Here is a 14,187-nt window from a genome sequence, read left to right as displayed (position 1 = left end):
ACCCATGCCGCGTGCCGCCTTCTGGATCCTGCTGTCCGGAGCCCTGATCCTCGCCCTGTCCCTCGGCGTGCGACATGGTTTCGGCCTGTTCCTCGCGCCGATGAGCGCCGACTTCGGCTGGGGCCGCGAAGTCTTCGCCTTCGCCATCGCCTTGCAGAACCTGGTCTGGGGCCTGGCCCAGCCGTTCACCGGGGCGCTCGCCGACCGCTACGGCGCGGCGCGGGCGGTGCTGGTCGGGGGCCTGCTGTACGCCCTCGGCCTGGTCCTGATGGGACTCTCGCAGTCGGCCAGTGGGCTGTCGCTGAGCGCCGGCCTGCTGATCGGCCTGGGCCTTTCCGGCACCTCGTTCTCGGTGATCCTCGGCGCCGTCGGCCGCGCAGTGTCGGCGGAGCAGCGCAGCATGGCGATGGGTATCTCCAGCGCGGCCGGCTCCTTCGGCCAGTTCGCCATGCTGCCCGGTACCCTCGGCCTGATCGGCTGGCTGGGCTGGTCCTCGGCCCTGCTCGCCCTGGGCCTGCTGGTGGCGCTGATCGTGCCGCTGGCCGGGCTGATGAAGGATCGCCCGTTGCCGCCGCAGGGCCACGAACAGAGCCTCGGCGAAGCGCTGCGCGAGGCCTGCGCGCATTCCGGGTTCTGGCTGCTGGCGCTGGGCTTCTTCGTCTGCGGCTTCCAGGTGGTGTTCATCGGCGTACACCTGCCGGCCTACCTGGTCGACCAGCACCTGCCGGCGCAGGTCGGCACCACGGTGCTGGCGCTGGTCGGGCTGTTCAACGTGTTCGGCACCTACATCGCCGGCTGGCTCGGCGGGCGCTGGTCGAAGCCGCGCCTGCTGACCGCGCTGTACCTGGTGCGCGGGGTAGTGATCGTGCTGTTCCTCTGGCTGCCGCTGAGCGTCTACAGCGCCTACGCCTTCGGCGTGGCCATGGGGCTGCTGTGGCTGTCCACGGTGCCCCTGACCAACGGCACCGTGGCGACCCTGTTCGGCGTGCGCAACCTGTCGATGCTCGGCGGCATCGTGTTCCTCTTCCACCAGTTGGGCGCCTTCCTCGGCGGCTGGTTGGGCGGGGTGGTCTACGACCGCACCGGCAGCTACGACCTGGTCTGGCAGTTGTCGATCCTTCTAAGCCTGCTCGCGGCGCTGCTCAACTGGCCGGTGCGCGAGCGTCCGGTGGCGCGCCTGCAGGTGGCCGGAGGCGCGGCGTGAAGCTGGCCTGGCTGCTCGCCGCCGGGGCGCTGCTGGGACTCGCCTGGTGGGGCTGGCAGCGTGGCGGACTGGCGCTGCTGGAACTGGGCATGGGCGCATGCTGATAGGTGGCGATAGGCGCGGGGAAGGGTAAGCTGGGACATTCGTCGCCAAGGAGCCATTCCATGAAACCTCGCGTGCTGTTGTCCGCCCTGGCGCTCGCCGGGCTGCCGCTGAGCGGCTGGGCCGCCGATTGCCCGGAACTGTTGCAGGGCCAGTTGACCAAGCTGCGTTCCAAGGAAAGCATCGATCTTTGCCAGCGTTACGCCGGCAAGCCGCTGGTGGTGGTCAACACTGCCAGCCACTGTGGCTTCACCCCGCAGTTCAAGGGGCTTGAGGCGCTCTACCAGCGCTACAAGGGGCAGGGCCTGGAAGTGCTCGGGGTACCCTCCGACGACTTCAAGCAGGAAGCCGCGGATACCGCCGAGACCGCGAAGATCTGCTATGGCAACTACGGCGTGACCTTCGCCATGACCCAGCCGCAGCACGTGCGCGGCGACGAGGCGATCCCGCTGTTCCGCCAGTTGGCCGAGCAGAGCGGCCAGGCGCCGCGCTGGAATTTCTACAAGTACGTGGTGGATCGCCAGGGCAGGGTGGTCGCGCAGTTCTCCAGCAAGACCACCCCGGACGATCCGCAGCTCCAGGCCGCCATCGAGAAAGCCATCGCCAGCCAGCCCTGAGGAGCAGGCATGAAAAAGCCGGGCAATGCCCGGCTTCTTCGTTGGCGCGTGCGATCAGAAGCGATAGGTGACCTGGGCGGTCAGGCCATGCGCGCTGTTGTCGTACTTGGCGCTGTAGGCCGGCTGCAGGGCGCTGCCTTCCTGGTTGACGCCGGCAGTGGTTTCCCACAGGTAGGCGTAGGCCACGTCGACGGTCAGGTCCTGGTTCGGCGACCAGCCGGCACCGACGGTGAAGACCTTGCGGTCGCCCACCGGGATGCGCACGTTGCGGTCCTCGTTGGTGGTCGGCGAGGGCTCGTAGGCAAAGCCGGTACGCAGCACCCACTCCGGGGTGGCCTGGTAGGAGGTACCTACCGAGAAGGACCAGGTGTCGCGCCAGTTCAGGTCTTCGCCGATGGTGTTGAAGCCCAGGGCCTGGCCGAGCGCCGGTACGCCGCTGTTGCGCACTTCGATCTTCTCCAGGCGGCTCCAGCGGGTCCAGACGGCGCCCAGGTAGCCCGTCCACTTGTCGTCGAACTTGTGGGTGATGGAGGTATCCACCGATTCCGGCAGGGTGATGTCCAGCTTGGCGTCGTACTTGCCGTTCAGGCCCAGGGCACCCGGAGCGTTCTTCACTTCGGTGTTGCCGCCCAGATGGTACTTGACCTTGGAGTGGTAGGTCAGGCCCCAGGTGGTGTCGTCGGTCAGGTCGACCATCACGCCGACGTTGTAGCCGATGGCAGTGTCGTCGCCCTTGATGTTGATCTTGGTATCGCCGTTGCTGCCGAGCAGGCCATTGGTGGCCAGGGTGTTCTTCAACTGGCCGTCGATGCGGTTGAAGGTCGGACCGAAGCCGACGGAAACCTTGTCGTTGATCTTCCAGGCGATGGTCGGCTGCACGGTGATCACCTGCACCTTGCTATAGGAGCCGTGGGAGCTGCCCATGAAGCCGTTTTCGTAATCGTTGATGATGCCGTAGGGCACGTAGATGCCCAGGCCGAAAGTGAAATCTTCGTTGATCGGCGTGGAGAAGTAGCCGAACGGTACGGCGGCCAGCGGTACCGAGTCGCCCTTGTTGCTGCCCTGGGCGGTGCTGTGGGCCTGGCTGATGTCGTCCTTGGCCTTGACGATGGCCAGACCGCCGCTGACTTCGGTGCGTTTCAGCTTGGACAGGCCGGCCGGGTTGCCGTAGATGGTGCTGGCATCGAGCGCGGACGAGGCGCGGCCGGCGTACGCGGTGCCGGCGCCGCTGGCGCTCTGTTCGTTGATGGCGATGCCGTTGGCGAGGGTGTAGGTGGAGACAGCGCTAATGGTCAGTGCGAGAGAGGTTTTAAACCATATTGTTTTCATTGTTGGAGCAACTCCTGTGTATAACGGCGCGCAAACTACCAAGATTCCCAGACCGGCGCCAGTGTTCCGAAGTTCCGCAGGGTGCGGAACAGAGCGGTTGGCTCCGGTGCCAGTGAAGCGAAGGTAGCGCAACCGTTCGTGTCTGTATGTAAAAAATTTTCTGACCGGTTGGTCTGTTTCGGACGCGGGATTTTTCCATTCGCCGTCAGGCGACCTGGCTGAGGCTGCCGATGCAGCGTTGCCAGGCGTCGATGAACTCGTGCAGGCGACCGTGCGGCTGGAATACCTGGCGCCACACGCGAGCCTGGGCGAGGTGGTCGTGCTGGTCGGGCAGCGGGAGTCGCGCGGCTTCCACCAGCGACCAGGCGATGGCCGTGCTGTAGCGCAGGTTCACCGTCAGTTCCAGGTGCGGCGCGGCAAGGAAGGCATGCTGGCTGGCCAGGCCGCGGACCCGGCTGGCGCGCTCCGGGTCCAGCGCCAGGTACTGGTCCCAGAGCTGCTGGTGGCGTTCGCTGGCGATCCGGTACAGGCCGTGGCCACGGCGGTCGTCGAGGGCGCTCCCCAGCGCCGACTGGCAGGCCGCCGCGCCCAGCAGCAGCGCTTCGGCGGCGGGGCTGTGGCAGGACAGGTAGTCCAGGGTCGGGCGTATCACGTGCTGGCAAAGATCGTTGGCGGAAATACCCATGACGGCCTCGCGCAAGGTGGATCGGCGGGGCCGGGCAGTTTGGCAGCTTCTATTCCGATGGCCCCGCCGATAGCGGACTTAGCCGCTTGATTTGAAGTGTAGTGAAACAAGTCAGCTGTAAAGGACTGTTTTTAAATTGTTTCCAGCTTTAGAGAACGGCTGATATGCCCGCTGGAAATTAAACCGGCGCGTCCTTGCTTCGCTTGTGCTGGGCGGCATACTCAGCCCCTGCGCAGGCTGTAGAGGAAGTCGCGGAGGATGGCTTTCACTTCATTGGCCGCTTGCCGCTTGTTGCGTGCATCGCGAAGACTCATCGCGGCCTGGGTAAGGAAGCCGTAGAGCTGGCCGACCAGGGTTTCCCGGCGGTAGTCCTTGAGTTCGCCACTGGCCGCCAGTTCGTCCACCAGGCGCCCGACGTAGCGCAGCGTATGGCGCGAGTCGATGCGTTTCCATCGCTCCCAGCCGACGACCGTGATCACCTCCTGCAGCGACAGTTGCCGCTTGCCGCGCGCCATCACGCTGTCGATGAAGGCCTCGGCCAGTGCGGCGGCCTCCGCCCACTTGTCGACATGCGCCGGCACCCTGTCCAGGTCCTCGGCGATCGTCCGTACCTGGCGTTCGTAGCATTCGGCGAGCAGTTCCTGCTTGCTGCCGAAGTGGTGGTAGAACGCGCCCTTGGTCACGCGCGCCTCGCGGGCGATGGCGTCGATGGAGACGCCGCCGTAGCCATGTTCGATGAAGGCGGAGAGGGCGCTTTCCAGCAGTGCCTCGCGGGTCGCCTCGGCATTTTCCTGCTGCCTGCTCTTGACATTCATACTGTTGCCTTCTTACATACCGTCGGTATGTTCATGCTAGCACGCCTGGCGATCCGTCGAGCATTGCGTCCGTCCCGGCTGCTCGAACCCGCACGGCAAAGGAGAGCGCGAATGAGTACCGCAGTGGAGATCGCCTGCCGTGACGGCGTGCGCCTGGCCGGCGACCACTTCCCGGCCGTCGGCGATGCGCAGGGGAGCATCGTGGTGGCCTGCGCGCTCGGCGTCAGGCGCGCCTTCTACCAGCGCTTCGCCGTCCTGGCCGCGGCTTCCGGCTACGAGGTGCTGTTGTTCAGCTACCGCGGCAGCGAAGGCGACGACCCTGCCGTGGCTAGCTATCGCCTGGCCGACTGGGGACGCGAGGACATCGATGCGGCGCTGGCCTGGTGCCGAGCGCGCGCGCCGGAGCTACCGCGCTATTTCGTCGGCCACAGCATCGGCGCGCAGTTGCTCGGTCTGGCTGGTCAGGCCAGCGGATTGAGCGGCGCCGCGTTCGTCGCCGGTTCGTTTCCGTACTGGAGGCGCTGGCGAGGCAGGCAACGCTGGCAGATGTTCGGCCTGTTCTGCGTGGCGGTGCCGCTACTGACCGGACTGCTCCGACGCTTTCCCAGTCGTTTCTTCGGCCTCGGCAGCCTGGATATGCCGAGTCATTTCATGCGCGACTGGGCGCGCTGGGTGCGGCAGCCGGACTACCTCCTGGCACCGCGCTTCGGATTGCAGCGGCAGGGTTACGAGGCGCTGGACATCCCCGTCGCCAGCTTCCTGTTCGAGGACGACGACTACGTGCCCTGGGCTGCGGCGGAAAAGCTTCACCAGGTCTATGCCGCGGCGCACCTGGAGTTGCGTCGCAAGGGACGGGCCGAGGGGGCGGTCGGGCATTTCGGGCTGTTCCGCAACGAGGCGTTGCAGAAGGAGTTGCTCGACTACTTCAGGAAGCTGCCCGACGCGGCGTAAGCCGCGTCCGAGCGTATGGCGTCAGTCGCCGGTGGCGACCGGGCGGCGCGGGTCGGTGATCCACTCGCTCCACGAGCCGGCGTAGAGGCGCGGAAGCGGGAAGCCGGCGAGGCTCAGGGCGAACAGGTTGTGGCAGGCGGTGACGCCGGAGCCGCAGTAGGCGACCAGCTCGTCCACCGGGCGACCGCGCAGCAGGGCGGAGAACCGCTGGTGCAATTGTTCCGGCGGAAGGAAGCGGCCGTCGCTGCCGAGGTTGTCGGTGAAGGCGGCGCACTGGGCACCGGGAATGTGCCCGGCGACCGGATCTATGGGCTCGACTTCGCCACGGAAGCGCGGCTGCGCGCGAGCATCGAGCAGCGCCAGTCCGGGTTGGCCCAGTTGGGCCTGGAGGGTGGCGGCGTCGATCAGCAGCGAGGCATCGGGCTGGCCCTGGAAATCGCCGGGTCGAAGACTGCTTTCGCCATTGGTCAGTGCCAGCCCCGCAGCCTTCCAGGCCGCCAGGCCGCCATCGAGGAGGTAGACCCCATCGCGCTTGCCCAGCCAATGCAACAGCCACCAGGCGCGGGCGGCGAATGCGCCGGGGCCGTCGTCGTAGAGCACCACCTGGCTATCCTGGCGCAGGCCCCAGGCTTGTAGCTTGAGCGCTAGCTCGGTGGGATCCGGCAGCGGATGGCGACCGGTCACGCCCTTGCGCACGGGAGCGGAAAGATCCCGTTCGAGGTCGGCGAAATGCGCGCCGGGAATGTGGTTCTCCTGATAGACGCGGGCACCGTAGGACGGGTCTTCGAGGGCGAAACGGCAGTCGAGGACCAGCAGGTCGGGTTCGCTGAGGCGGGCGGCCAGTTGGTGCGCGGTCAGCAGTTGGGCGGACGACATCGCGGACTCCTTGGGTCGGGAAGCAAAGCCGGTGGCGGATGGGTGGATCATGCCCCTTGGACCGCGTCGCGTCATCCCGGCGTCGCGCGGCGAGGCGGAGAAATGGCGAAAGGAAAGGGCTGGCTCCAGGCGAGGAAGATTCCTACTCGGTCATCAGCCTCGCCCGGCAGCGGGGGATTTGTCCAGACATGCAGAATCGGCTCGTTCCGAGATACCCGCTCCTGTGTTCTATCCCTCGGGACGCTTGTCCGATTGGCTTGGCCCGACGCTTGCGCCGGGCTTTTTTTCGCCTCGGCTTTTTCAGGGAATCGCCAGACGGCCGATCCGATCGTTTTCCAGGCTGCCGAAGTAGAGCTGGTCGCCCACCGGCTTCGCCGAGGTGATCATGCGCAGGTGGTGGCCGCTGGTGTCGTGCAGGCTGCGGACGATCCTGCCCTGTTCGTCGATGGCGATGACCAGCCCGTAGGCGGTCGGCTTGGGCAGGAACATGCGCGGCAGCTTGGCCAGCTGCGCCTTCAGCCAGGGATGCCGGTGGAGGAAGTCGGCGTCGGCCTTGCGCGGGGTCGGCAGGGCCACCCAGAAGGTACCCTTGCGGTCGCCCTGGAGGTTGTCCGGCAAGCCCGGCAGGTTGTCGATGAACACCTCGTGCTGGCCGGCCTTCTCGCCTTTCAGCCAGTAGCGGGTGATGCGATAGCGGTAGGTCTCGTTGACCAGTACGAAGTCCTCGTTTGCCGAGAGTGCCACGCCATTGGCGAAGTACAGGTCCTTGAGCAGCACCTCGGTCTTGCCGGTGGACGGGTCGTAGCGCAGCAGCCGGCCGTGCGGTCGGGCCTCGAGCAGGTCGAGGATGTAGTCGGGCTGGTGGAACTTGCTGGAAGCGTCGCTGAAGTAGATGCGGCCGTCGCTGGCGATGTCGAGGTCGTCGGTGAAGGCGAAGGGGACGCCGTCGGCATCGGTGGCGAGGGTTTCCACCTTGCCCTGCGGATCGATGCGAAGCAGGCCTTTCCAGGCGTCGGCGAGGATCAGGTTGCCGGCGGCATCGAAGTCCATGCCCAGCGGGCGGCCGCCGGTGTCGACGAAGGTCTCGACCTTGCCGCTGGCGTCCAGGCGTACCACGCGGCCGTCGGCGAGACCGGCATAGACGCGGCCCTGGCTGTCCACGGCGGTGTCCTCGGGGCCGTGCAGTTGGCCCTGGCCAAGCAGCTCGGCCTTCATCAGGGTGTCGTTGGGTTCGAGGACCCCGGTCATCTGCGGAGCGGCCGGGGCATCCCAGGCGAGCGGGTCGATCGGGCTGGTCTTCAGGGCCAGGTAAAGAGCCGCGCCAGCCAGCAGGAGGACGATTATTCCGCTGAGCTTCTTCATGCAGTTCCCTTGTTCGGATTGTCGGACAAGGGGCAGAGTATGGACATTCGCTACGTTCATCGGCAAGCGCGGTGCCGAGCGGAATGCTCGCAGGGCGCGAGGCTCTATATAATGCGCCGCACTTGACCAAGGAGATGTTCGTGACCGCGCCCGAAATCCAGTGGATCCGCGATGATGCCAGCCTGGCGCAGCAATGCCGGGAATGGCGCACACAGCCGTACCTCGCGCTCGATACCGAGTTCATGCGCGTCGATACCTTCTATCCCGCGGCCGGTCTGGTGCAGGTGGGCGATGGCCGGCAGGAGTGGCTGATCGATCCGCTGCTGATCCAGGACTGGAGTCCCTTCGCCGAACTGCTCGAAGACGAGCGGGTGGTGAAGGTGCTGCACGCCTGTAGCGAAGACCTCGAGGTGTTCCTGCGCCTCACCGGCAGCCTGCCGGTGCCGCTGTTCGATACGCAGTTGGCCGCCGCCTATCTCGGTATGGCCCATTCGATGGGCTATTCGAAGCTGGTGAAGGAGGTGCTGGACATCGACCTGCCCAAGGACGAGACCCGTTCCGACTGGTTGCAACGGCCGCTCACCGAGATGCAGATGCGCTACGCCGCCGACGACGTCCAGCACCTCGCCCAGGTCTACCTGGCCCTGGATGCGCGGCTGAGCGAGGAGAAACGCGCCTGGCTGCTGGAGGACGGCGCCGAACTGGTCGCCAACCTCTGCCGCGAGAGCGATCCGCGCGAGGCCTACCGCGAGGTCAAGCTGGGTTGGCGGCTGCGTCCGCAGCAACTGGCGGTGCTCCGCGAACTCTGCGCCTGGCGCGAGGAGCAGGCACGCCTGCGCAACCGGCCGCGCAACCACGTGCTGCGCGAACGCACCCTGTGGCCGCTGGCGCGCCTGCTGCCGAAGAACAAGACCGACCTGGCGGCGATCGAGGACATGCATCCGCGCACCGTGCGCCAGGACGGCGACTTCCTCATCGAACTGATCGCCCAGGCTGCGCGCCTGCCGCAGAGCGAATGGCCCGAGGCGCTGCCCGAGCCGCTGCCGCCGGAGGTCACCCCGCTGCTCAAGAGCCTGCGCGCCATCGGCCAGCGCGAAGCGGAGACCCTGGGCATGGCGCCCGAGCTGATGCTGCGCAAGAAGATCCTCGAGGCACTGCTCAAGAGCGGCTATCCCGACGGTCCCTACGAACTACCCGATTCCCTCCGCGGCTGGCGCCGCGAACGCATGGGCCAGGCCCTGCTGGACGCCCTGGAGAGCGCATGAAACGAATCTGTTCCGTTTACAAGAGCCCGCGCAAGAACGAGATGTACCTCTACGTCGACAAGCGCGAGGCGTTGAGCCGCGTGCCCGAGGCCCTGCTGGTGCCGTTCGGCGCGCCGCAACATGTCTTCGACCTGCTGCTCACCCCCGAGCGCCAACTGGCCCGCGAGGATGTCGCCAAGGTCCTGGAGAACATCGAGAAGCAGGGCTTCCACCTGCAGATGCCGCCGGGCGAAGAAGAGTACATCGAGCATCTCCCGGAAGAGTTGCTGCGCATGAACGACCCGCTCTGACGCGAGCCGTACCCCGCTGGCGCCGGCTTACCGGCGCCACTTTCACGACGTGAAACCCGCTCTGTGCAAGGCTGCGCCTTCGGTGCATGATGTCCGCAAGATGTCGCACGATAGCGGAACCCCTGGCAGCGACCGTGGTCTACCAGCGCCAATCCTGCTGCTCTCGAGGGCTTCCCTCCAGGAGCCGTGATGCATGAAAGAACAATATTCTCCGGCCTGATCGCCAGCCCTTGTCCGGCTTGGCAGTGTGACCCATGCGCTTGCTGATTCTCGAACGTGACCACGCTCTCTATGCCGCGCTGCTGATGGCGGCCGACCCCAGCCTGAAGGTGGTGGCGGGGGACGACCCCCTGCAACTCATCGACGCCGCCAGCGAGTGCTCGATCTGGCTCGGCCAGCCCGACCTGGTGGCGCAGATGCTGCGCCAGGGCGTGCATCCGGTCTGGGTGCAGTCGACCTGGGCGGGCATCACGCCACTGCTGGCCGCCGACCTGCCGAAGGACTACAGCCTGACACGCGCGGTAGGCATCTTCGGCCAGGTGATGAGCGAATACCTGCTGACCTACATGCTCGCCCACGAGCGCCAGTTCCTCGGCCGGCTGGCCAGCCAGGTCGGTTCGCAATGGGATAGCCGCGCGCCTGGCGGGTTGCGTGGCCGGCAGGCGGTGATCGTGGGTACCGGGGAGATCGGCCAGGCGGTGGCGCATACCCTGTCCGGCTTCGGCATGGACCTGACCGGGGTGGCGAAGAATCCGCGTTCGCTGGTGCCGTTCAACCGCATGGGCTCGCTCGACGACCTCGGCCGCCTGGTGGAGACGGCCGACTACCTGATCAACCTGCTGCCCGACACCCCCGATACCCACGACATCTACGACCGTGCGCTGTTCGCCCGGCTCAAATCCACGGCGCTGTTCATCAACGCCGGGCGTGGCGTCGCGGTGGTGGACGCCGACCTGGTGGCGGCGCTGGAGAACAACCAGTTGGCCGGCGCGGTGATCGACGTCTGCCGCGAAGAGCCGCTGCCGGCCAACCACCTGTTCTGGCATACCCCGCGCCTCTTGCTGACCGGCCACACCGCCGCGCCGACCCTGCCGGGGGCGATGGTCGAACTGTTCCGCGACAACCTCGCGCGCTTCTGGGCGGGCACCGCCATGCGTGGCGAGGTGGACTTCGCTCGCGGCTACTGAGCCGCGTTCCCTCAGGCAGCGAGCGGGAGCAGCGGATTCACCTCGACGGTGATGTGCACCAGTTCCTCATGCTCGGCCAGGCGGCGCTTGAAATAGTCGGCGCTGCCTTCCTCGGTGGTCAGCAGACTCAGCAGGCAGGCGTACTTGCCCTGGCCGACCTGCCACAGGTGCAGGTCGAGCAGTTCCGCCGGCAGCGGGCTGCTGGCGATCGCTGCGCGGATTTCCGCAGCCACCGGCGCGTCCATCTGCGCATCCAGCAATACCCGGCTGCTCTGCCGGATCAGGCCGCATGCCCAGACACTGACCAGTACCGCGCCGACGATACCCATCAGCGGGTCCAGCCAGGCCGCGTTCCACAGCAGGCCGCCGGCCAGCGCGACGATCGCCAGCAGCGAGGTGGCGGCATCCGCCAGCACGTGCAGGTAGGCGGCGCGCAGATTCAGATCGTGCCGGTGGGCATGATGGTCGTGGTCGTGGTCGTGGTGATGGTGCGAGTGGCCGTGCCCGTGGTGGGCATGGCCGTCGCGCAGCAGCCAGGCGCAGGCGAGATTGACCAGCAGGCCGAGCGCGGCGACCAGCATCGCCTGCTGGTAGTGGATCGGGCTGGGGTCGAGCAGGCGTTCGACCGATTGGTAGAGCATCAGCCCGGCCACCAGCAGAAGCAGCAGGGCGCTGGTGTAGCTGCCGAGCACCTCGATCTTCCACGTACCGAAGCTGAAGCGCGGGTCGTTGGCATAGCGCCGCGCGGCGCCGTAGGCGAGTACCGCAAGACCCAGGGCCAGGGCATGGGAGCTCATGTGCCAGCCGTCGGCGAGCAGGGCCATGGAGTTGAACAGCCAGCCGCCGGCGATTTCCGCGACCATCATGCAGGCGGTGAGCAATACCGCCCAGCGCGTGTTGCGCTCGGCCAGCGGGTTGCCCTGGTCGAACCGATGGGAGTGGCGCAGGGGCCGGGTAGTCGGGGTGCCGGGCATTGGCTACTGTCCTGTCGAGACGTCGAAAATATACTATACCCCAGTATTTTACCTGGAGGAGAGAGCGGTGGCCCATACCATCCATGGGAAGAAGAAGCTCCTGGCGCGGGTGCGCCGCATCGCCGGGCAGACCCGGGCGCTGGAGCAGGCGCTGGAAGAGGGCAGCGAATGCGCGGCGGTGCTGCAGCAGATCGCGGCGATCCGCGGTGCGGTGAACGGCCTGATGAACGAAGTGCTGGAGGGGCACATCCGCGAACACCTCGGCGCCGAGCAGGCGAGCGCGGAGCAGCGTCGCGAAGACCTGGAGCTGGTGGTGACCGCGCTGCGCTCCTACCTGAAGTAGCCATGTGCCGGCCGGTGCTTGGCCTGGAGGGGGCAGGGGACTAGACTATCGCGCCTTTTCACCAGCCCCCGATGCCATGGCCGCCAAAGTCGAACCCTTCTGGAAACGCAAGACCCTCGCCCAACTCGACCAGGACGAGTGGGAGTCGCTGTGCGACGGTTGCGGCTTGTGCTGCCTGCAGAAGCTCGAGGACGAGGACGACGGCAGCGTCTACTACACGCGTATCGCCTGCAAGCTGCTCGACCTGCAAAGCTGCCGCTGCACCAACTACGCCGAGCGCATCCGTTTCGTCCCCGACTGCATCCAGCTCACCCCGGCGCAGGCCGACGAGTTCCAGTGGTTGCCGCCGACCTGCGGCTATCGCCTGGTTGCCGAAGGCAAGGACCTGCCGCTCTGGCACCACCTGGTCTGCGGCGACCCGGAGCGGGTCCACAAGGAACGCATTTCCCAGTCCGGGCGCATGCTCAGCGAGACCCAGGTGGCCGAGGACGACTGGGAGGACTACCTGATCTTCCGCGCCGGCTGAGCTCGCGTCCGTCGCACTTCCTTACCTTTTGAAATGATATGTATTATCATTCGCATATTTGCGAAGGGACTTCCGTATCCGACGGAAGCGGGGAGGCGAGGTGTTGCAGCGGGTCAACGGCGCGGGGGGCGCCGCCGGAGGATGCACGGATGGATGAGCGCTTCCGTGGTTCCGTCTCGCATGCCTATCAGGCGTTCCATGGCGAGTTGCTGCGCTTCCTGCGCAAGCACCTGGGCAGTTCGGCGGACGCCGCCGACCTCGCCCAGGATACTTTCGCCCAGTGGCTGAAATGGCCGGGCCGGCAATCGGTCGAGCAGCCGCGCGCATTTCTTTTCCAGATCGCCCGCAACCTGTTGCGCGACCATTGGCGCCGGCAGCAGAGCCGCGGCCAGGATCTCGACCGGCCGGCGGCGAACGACGAACCCGTCGCGCTGGAAGGCGAGGCGGCCGGGCCGGGCGAGCGTTTCGAACAGCAGCAGCGCCTCGGCCACCTGGCGGCCGCGCTGGCCGAGCTGCCGCCGCGGCGGCGCGAAGCGTTCGTCCTGCACAAGTTCGACGGCCTGTCCCAGGTCGAAGTGGCCGAGCGCATGGGAATCTCCCTGAGCATGGTGGAAAAGCACATCGCCAGCGCCTTGCTGCACTGCAAGCGGCGGCTTGGCCAGGGAGGCGAAGGATGAAGCCGCTGGAACGACTGGAACCGCTGTTCGCCGACGAAACCGAAGAGGACATCGATCACCGCGCCGCCTACTGGTTCAGCCGGCGTCGTTCCGGGCATTTCAGCGCTGCCTGCCGGGCCGAGCTGGAGGATTGGCTACGCGCCGATCCGCGCCATCGCGAAGCGCTCGAGGGCATGGAGCGGCTCTGGCGCGAGTTCGACGGCCTGCCGCGCCCGGCGCTGGAGGATATTCCCGAGCCGGTGCCGGCCTGGCGCCTGCCACGGGCGCTGGCGGCGGCGTTCTTCGTGTTCTGCGCGCTGCTCGTCGCCACCCTGTTCTGGCGCGACCAGTCGCTCGGGCCGAACCTCGCCTACGGCACGGCGCCTGGCGAGCAGCGCGAGGTGGTCCTGGCGGACGGCTCGAAGCTGTTCCTCGACGTCGATACCCAAGTGCAGGTGCGTTACGCCGAGCGCACCCGCGACGTGCTGTTGAAGAAAGGCGAGGTGTTCTTCGTGGTCAGCCACGATCCGGCCCGGCCGTTCCGGGTCGGCAGCGGCGACAGCCGGGTCACCGTACTCGGTACCCAGTTCAGCGTCCGGCGCAACGCGCAGGCCCTCGCCGTGGCGGTGAAACAGGGGCGCGTGGCGTTGCAGCCGTCCCTGGAGAAGGATGCCGAACATGTGCTGCTGGCTGGCGACAGCGCGCGCCTGGACCTCGCCGACCAGCGCCTGGAGCTCGGCCATGTGGCGCCGGAGCAGGTCGCCAGTTGGCGCGATGGGCAACTGGTGTTCCGCGACAAGCCGCTGGGCGAACTGGTGGAGGAACTGTCGCGCTATCGTGCCGCGCCGATCCGCCTGGGAGATCCCCGGCTTGCCGGCAAGCGGGTCTCCGGTACGGTGCGGATCGCCCGCCCCGACGATTTTCTCCTCGCTCTGCCGGCGCTATTGCCGGTGCGGGTACAGCCGCAGGCTGGCGGCGAGGTGCTGATCCTGGCGCGCTGAGGCG

The 14,187-nt window shown here is 66.9% G+C and carries 16 protein-coding genes; 10 read left to right on the top strand and 6 right to left on the bottom strand.

The annotated features are described in order from the left end of the window. The first annotated feature begins 4 nt into the window (after positions 1–4). Positions 5–1,204, top strand: coding sequence for an MFS transporter (locus VQ067_RS19515; protein WP_004348787.1), 1,200 nt, complete (start codon positions 5–7; stop codon positions 1,202–1,204). 164 nt (positions 1,205–1,368) lie between these two features. Continuing rightward, positions 1,369–1,923 carry a glutathione peroxidase gene (locus tag VQ067_RS19510; RefSeq protein ID WP_003086801.1) on the top strand — a complete coding sequence of 185 codons (555 nt, stop codon included), beginning with the start codon at positions 1,369–1,371 and terminating at the stop codon, positions 1,921–1,923. A gap of 54 nt (positions 1,924–1,977) precedes the next feature. On the opposite strand, the gene VQ067_RS19505 is transcribed toward VQ067_RS19510, so the two are convergent. The 3 genes from VQ067_RS19505 to VQ067_RS19495 all read right to left on the bottom strand — a co-directional run bounded on the left by VQ067_RS19505 (position 1,978) and on the right by VQ067_RS19495 (position 4,752). Continuing rightward, positions 1,978–3,252, bottom strand: a complete 1,275-nt coding sequence (locus VQ067_RS19505; RefSeq protein ID WP_003133490.1) for an outer membrane protein transport protein — start codon at positions 3,250–3,252, stop codon at positions 1,978–1,980. A 205-nt stretch (positions 3,253–3,457) separates the two neighbouring features. Then, positions 3,458–3,937: a hypothetical protein gene (locus VQ067_RS19500; protein WP_003082640.1), complete on the bottom strand. Its 480-nt coding sequence runs from the start codon at positions 3,935–3,937 to the stop codon at positions 3,458–3,460. Positions 3,938–4,158: 221 nt separating this feature from the next. Further along, positions 4,159–4,752 carry a TetR family transcriptional regulator gene (locus VQ067_RS19495; protein ID WP_023092061.1) on the bottom strand — a complete coding sequence of 198 codons (594 nt, stop codon included), beginning with the start codon at positions 4,750–4,752 and terminating at the stop codon, positions 4,159–4,161. Positions 4,753–4,863: 111 nt separating this feature from the next. Between VQ067_RS19495 and VQ067_RS19490 the strand changes: the two genes are divergently transcribed. Further along, positions 4,864–5,703, top strand: a complete 840-nt coding sequence (locus VQ067_RS19490) for an alpha/beta hydrolase family protein (protein ID WP_003116035.1) — start codon at positions 4,864–4,866, stop codon at positions 5,701–5,703. 21 nt (positions 5,704–5,724) lie between these two features. Here the strand turns inward: VQ067_RS19490 and VQ067_RS19485 are convergent, their stop codons facing one another. Further along, complete coding sequence (locus VQ067_RS19485; RefSeq protein ID WP_033954477.1) at positions 5,725–6,579, bottom strand: sulfurtransferase; 855 nt, start codon at positions 6,577–6,579, stop codon at positions 5,725–5,727. A 300-nt stretch (positions 6,580–6,879) separates the two neighbouring features. After that, positions 6,880–7,941, bottom strand: coding sequence for an SMP-30/gluconolactonase/LRE family protein (locus VQ067_RS19480; RefSeq protein WP_033990195.1), 1,062 nt, complete (start codon positions 7,939–7,941; stop codon positions 6,880–6,882). A 140-nt stretch (positions 7,942–8,081) separates the two neighbouring features. Between VQ067_RS19480 and rnd the strand changes: the two genes are divergently transcribed. From rnd to VQ067_RS19465, 3 genes are all read left to right on the top strand, one after another. After that, positions 8,082–9,206, top strand: coding sequence for a ribonuclease D (gene rnd, locus VQ067_RS19475; protein ID WP_003086813.1), 1,125 nt, complete (start codon positions 8,082–8,084; stop codon positions 9,204–9,206). Beyond that, positions 9,203–9,496, top strand: a complete 294-nt coding sequence (locus VQ067_RS19470) for a YcgL domain-containing protein (RefSeq protein ID WP_003082651.1) — start codon at positions 9,203–9,205, stop codon at positions 9,494–9,496. The genes rnd and VQ067_RS19470 overlap by 4 nt, the downstream gene beginning before the upstream one ends. Positions 9,497–9,750: 254 nt before the next feature. Continuing rightward, positions 9,751–10,683 carry a D-2-hydroxyacid dehydrogenase gene (locus VQ067_RS19465; protein WP_015503252.1) on the top strand — a complete coding sequence of 311 codons (933 nt, stop codon included), beginning with the start codon at positions 9,751–9,753 and terminating at the stop codon, positions 10,681–10,683. Positions 10,684–10,694: 11 nt separating this feature from the next. Here VQ067_RS19465 and aitP read toward each other — a convergent pair whose 3' ends face one another. Next, on the bottom strand, positions 10,695–11,657 hold the full coding sequence (gene aitP / locus VQ067_RS19460; protein WP_033958315.1) for a CDF family iron/cobalt efflux transporter AitP: 963 nt from the start codon (positions 11,655–11,657) through the stop codon (positions 10,695–10,697). A gap of 67 nt (positions 11,658–11,724) precedes the next feature. Here aitP and VQ067_RS19455 point away from each other — a divergent pair, with 67 nt between their 5' ends. The 4 genes from VQ067_RS19455 to VQ067_RS19440 all read left to right on the top strand — a co-directional run bounded on the left by VQ067_RS19455 (position 11,725) and on the right by VQ067_RS19440 (position 14,183). Then, the gene (locus tag VQ067_RS19455; RefSeq protein WP_003082658.1) at positions 11,725–12,000 is read left to right on the top strand and encodes a metal/formaldehyde-sensitive transcriptional repressor; all 276 of its coding nucleotides are present in this window, start codon (positions 11,725–11,727) and stop codon (positions 11,998–12,000) included. Positions 12,001–12,076: 76 nt separating this feature from the next. Continuing rightward, positions 12,077–12,526: a YcgN family cysteine cluster protein gene (locus tag VQ067_RS19450; protein ID WP_003082662.1), complete on the top strand. Its 450-nt coding sequence runs from the start codon at positions 12,077–12,079 to the stop codon at positions 12,524–12,526. 149 nt (positions 12,527–12,675) lie between these two features. Beyond that, positions 12,676–13,203 carry an RNA polymerase sigma factor gene (locus VQ067_RS19445; RefSeq protein ID WP_033988803.1) on the top strand — a complete coding sequence of 176 codons (528 nt, stop codon included), beginning with the start codon at positions 12,676–12,678 and terminating at the stop codon, positions 13,201–13,203. After that, entirely contained in the window at positions 13,200–14,183 is a 984-nt protein-coding gene (locus VQ067_RS19440; protein ID WP_024947057.1) for a FecR family protein, read from the top strand. Before VQ067_RS19445 ends, VQ067_RS19440 begins: the two co-directional genes overlap by 4 nt. Positions 14,184–14,187: the final 4 nt, after the last annotated feature.

Origin of the sequence: Pseudomonas sp. KBN12P06040 (assembly GCF_037574965.1) — a bacterium.
Classification (GTDB): domain Bacteria; phylum Pseudomonadota; class Gammaproteobacteria; order Pseudomonadales; family Pseudomonadaceae; genus Pseudomonas; species Pseudomonas aeruginosa.
Note: the sequence above shows the minus strand (reverse complement) of the source record. Positions and strands in the feature narration are given on the sequence as shown.

What these genes read in the sequence shown, in the direction of transcription:
- VQ067_RS19515 (WP_004348787.1), top strand. Translation starts at nt 5, where the DNA reads ATGCCGCGTGCCGCCTTCTGGATCCTGCTGTCCGGAGCCCTGATCCTC.
- VQ067_RS19510 (WP_003086801.1), top strand. Translation starts at nt 1,369, where the DNA reads ATGAAACCTCGCGTGCTGTTGTCCGCCCTGGCGCTCGCCGGGCTGCCG.
- VQ067_RS19505 (WP_003133490.1), bottom strand. Translation starts at nt 3,252, where the DNA reads ATGAAAACAATATGGTTTAAAACCTCTCTCGCACTGACCATTAGCGCT.
- VQ067_RS19500 (WP_003082640.1), bottom strand. Translation starts at nt 3,937, where the DNA reads ATGGGTATTTCCGCCAACGATCTTTGCCAGCACGTGATACGCCCGACC.
- VQ067_RS19495 (WP_023092061.1), bottom strand. Translation starts at nt 4,752, where the DNA reads ATGAATGTCAAGAGCAGGCAGCAGGAAAATGCCGAGGCGACCCGCGAG.
- VQ067_RS19490 (WP_003116035.1), top strand. Translation starts at nt 4,864, where the DNA reads ATGAGTACCGCAGTGGAGATCGCCTGCCGTGACGGCGTGCGCCTGGCC.
- VQ067_RS19485 (WP_033954477.1), bottom strand. Translation starts at nt 6,579, where the DNA reads ATGTCGTCCGCCCAACTGCTGACCGCGCACCAACTGGCCGCCCGCCTC.
- VQ067_RS19480 (WP_033990195.1), bottom strand. Translation starts at nt 7,941, where the DNA reads ATGAAGAAGCTCAGCGGAATAATCGTCCTCCTGCTGGCTGGCGCGGCT.
- VQ067_RS19470 (WP_003082651.1), top strand. Translation starts at nt 9,203, where the DNA reads ATGAAACGAATCTGTTCCGTTTACAAGAGCCCGCGCAAGAACGAGATG.
- VQ067_RS19465 (WP_015503252.1), top strand. Translation starts at nt 9,751, where the DNA reads ATGCGCTTGCTGATTCTCGAACGTGACCACGCTCTCTATGCCGCGCTG.
- aitP (WP_033958315.1), bottom strand. Translation starts at nt 11,657, where the DNA reads ATGCCCGGCACCCCGACTACCCGGCCCCTGCGCCACTCCCATCGGTTC.
- VQ067_RS19450 (WP_003082662.1), top strand. Translation starts at nt 12,077, where the DNA reads ATGGCCGCCAAAGTCGAACCCTTCTGGAAACGCAAGACCCTCGCCCAA.
- VQ067_RS19445 (WP_033988803.1), top strand. Translation starts at nt 12,676, where the DNA reads ATGGATGAGCGCTTCCGTGGTTCCGTCTCGCATGCCTATCAGGCGTTC.
- VQ067_RS19440 (WP_024947057.1), top strand. Translation starts at nt 13,200, where the DNA reads ATGAAGCCGCTGGAACGACTGGAACCGCTGTTCGCCGACGAAACCGAA.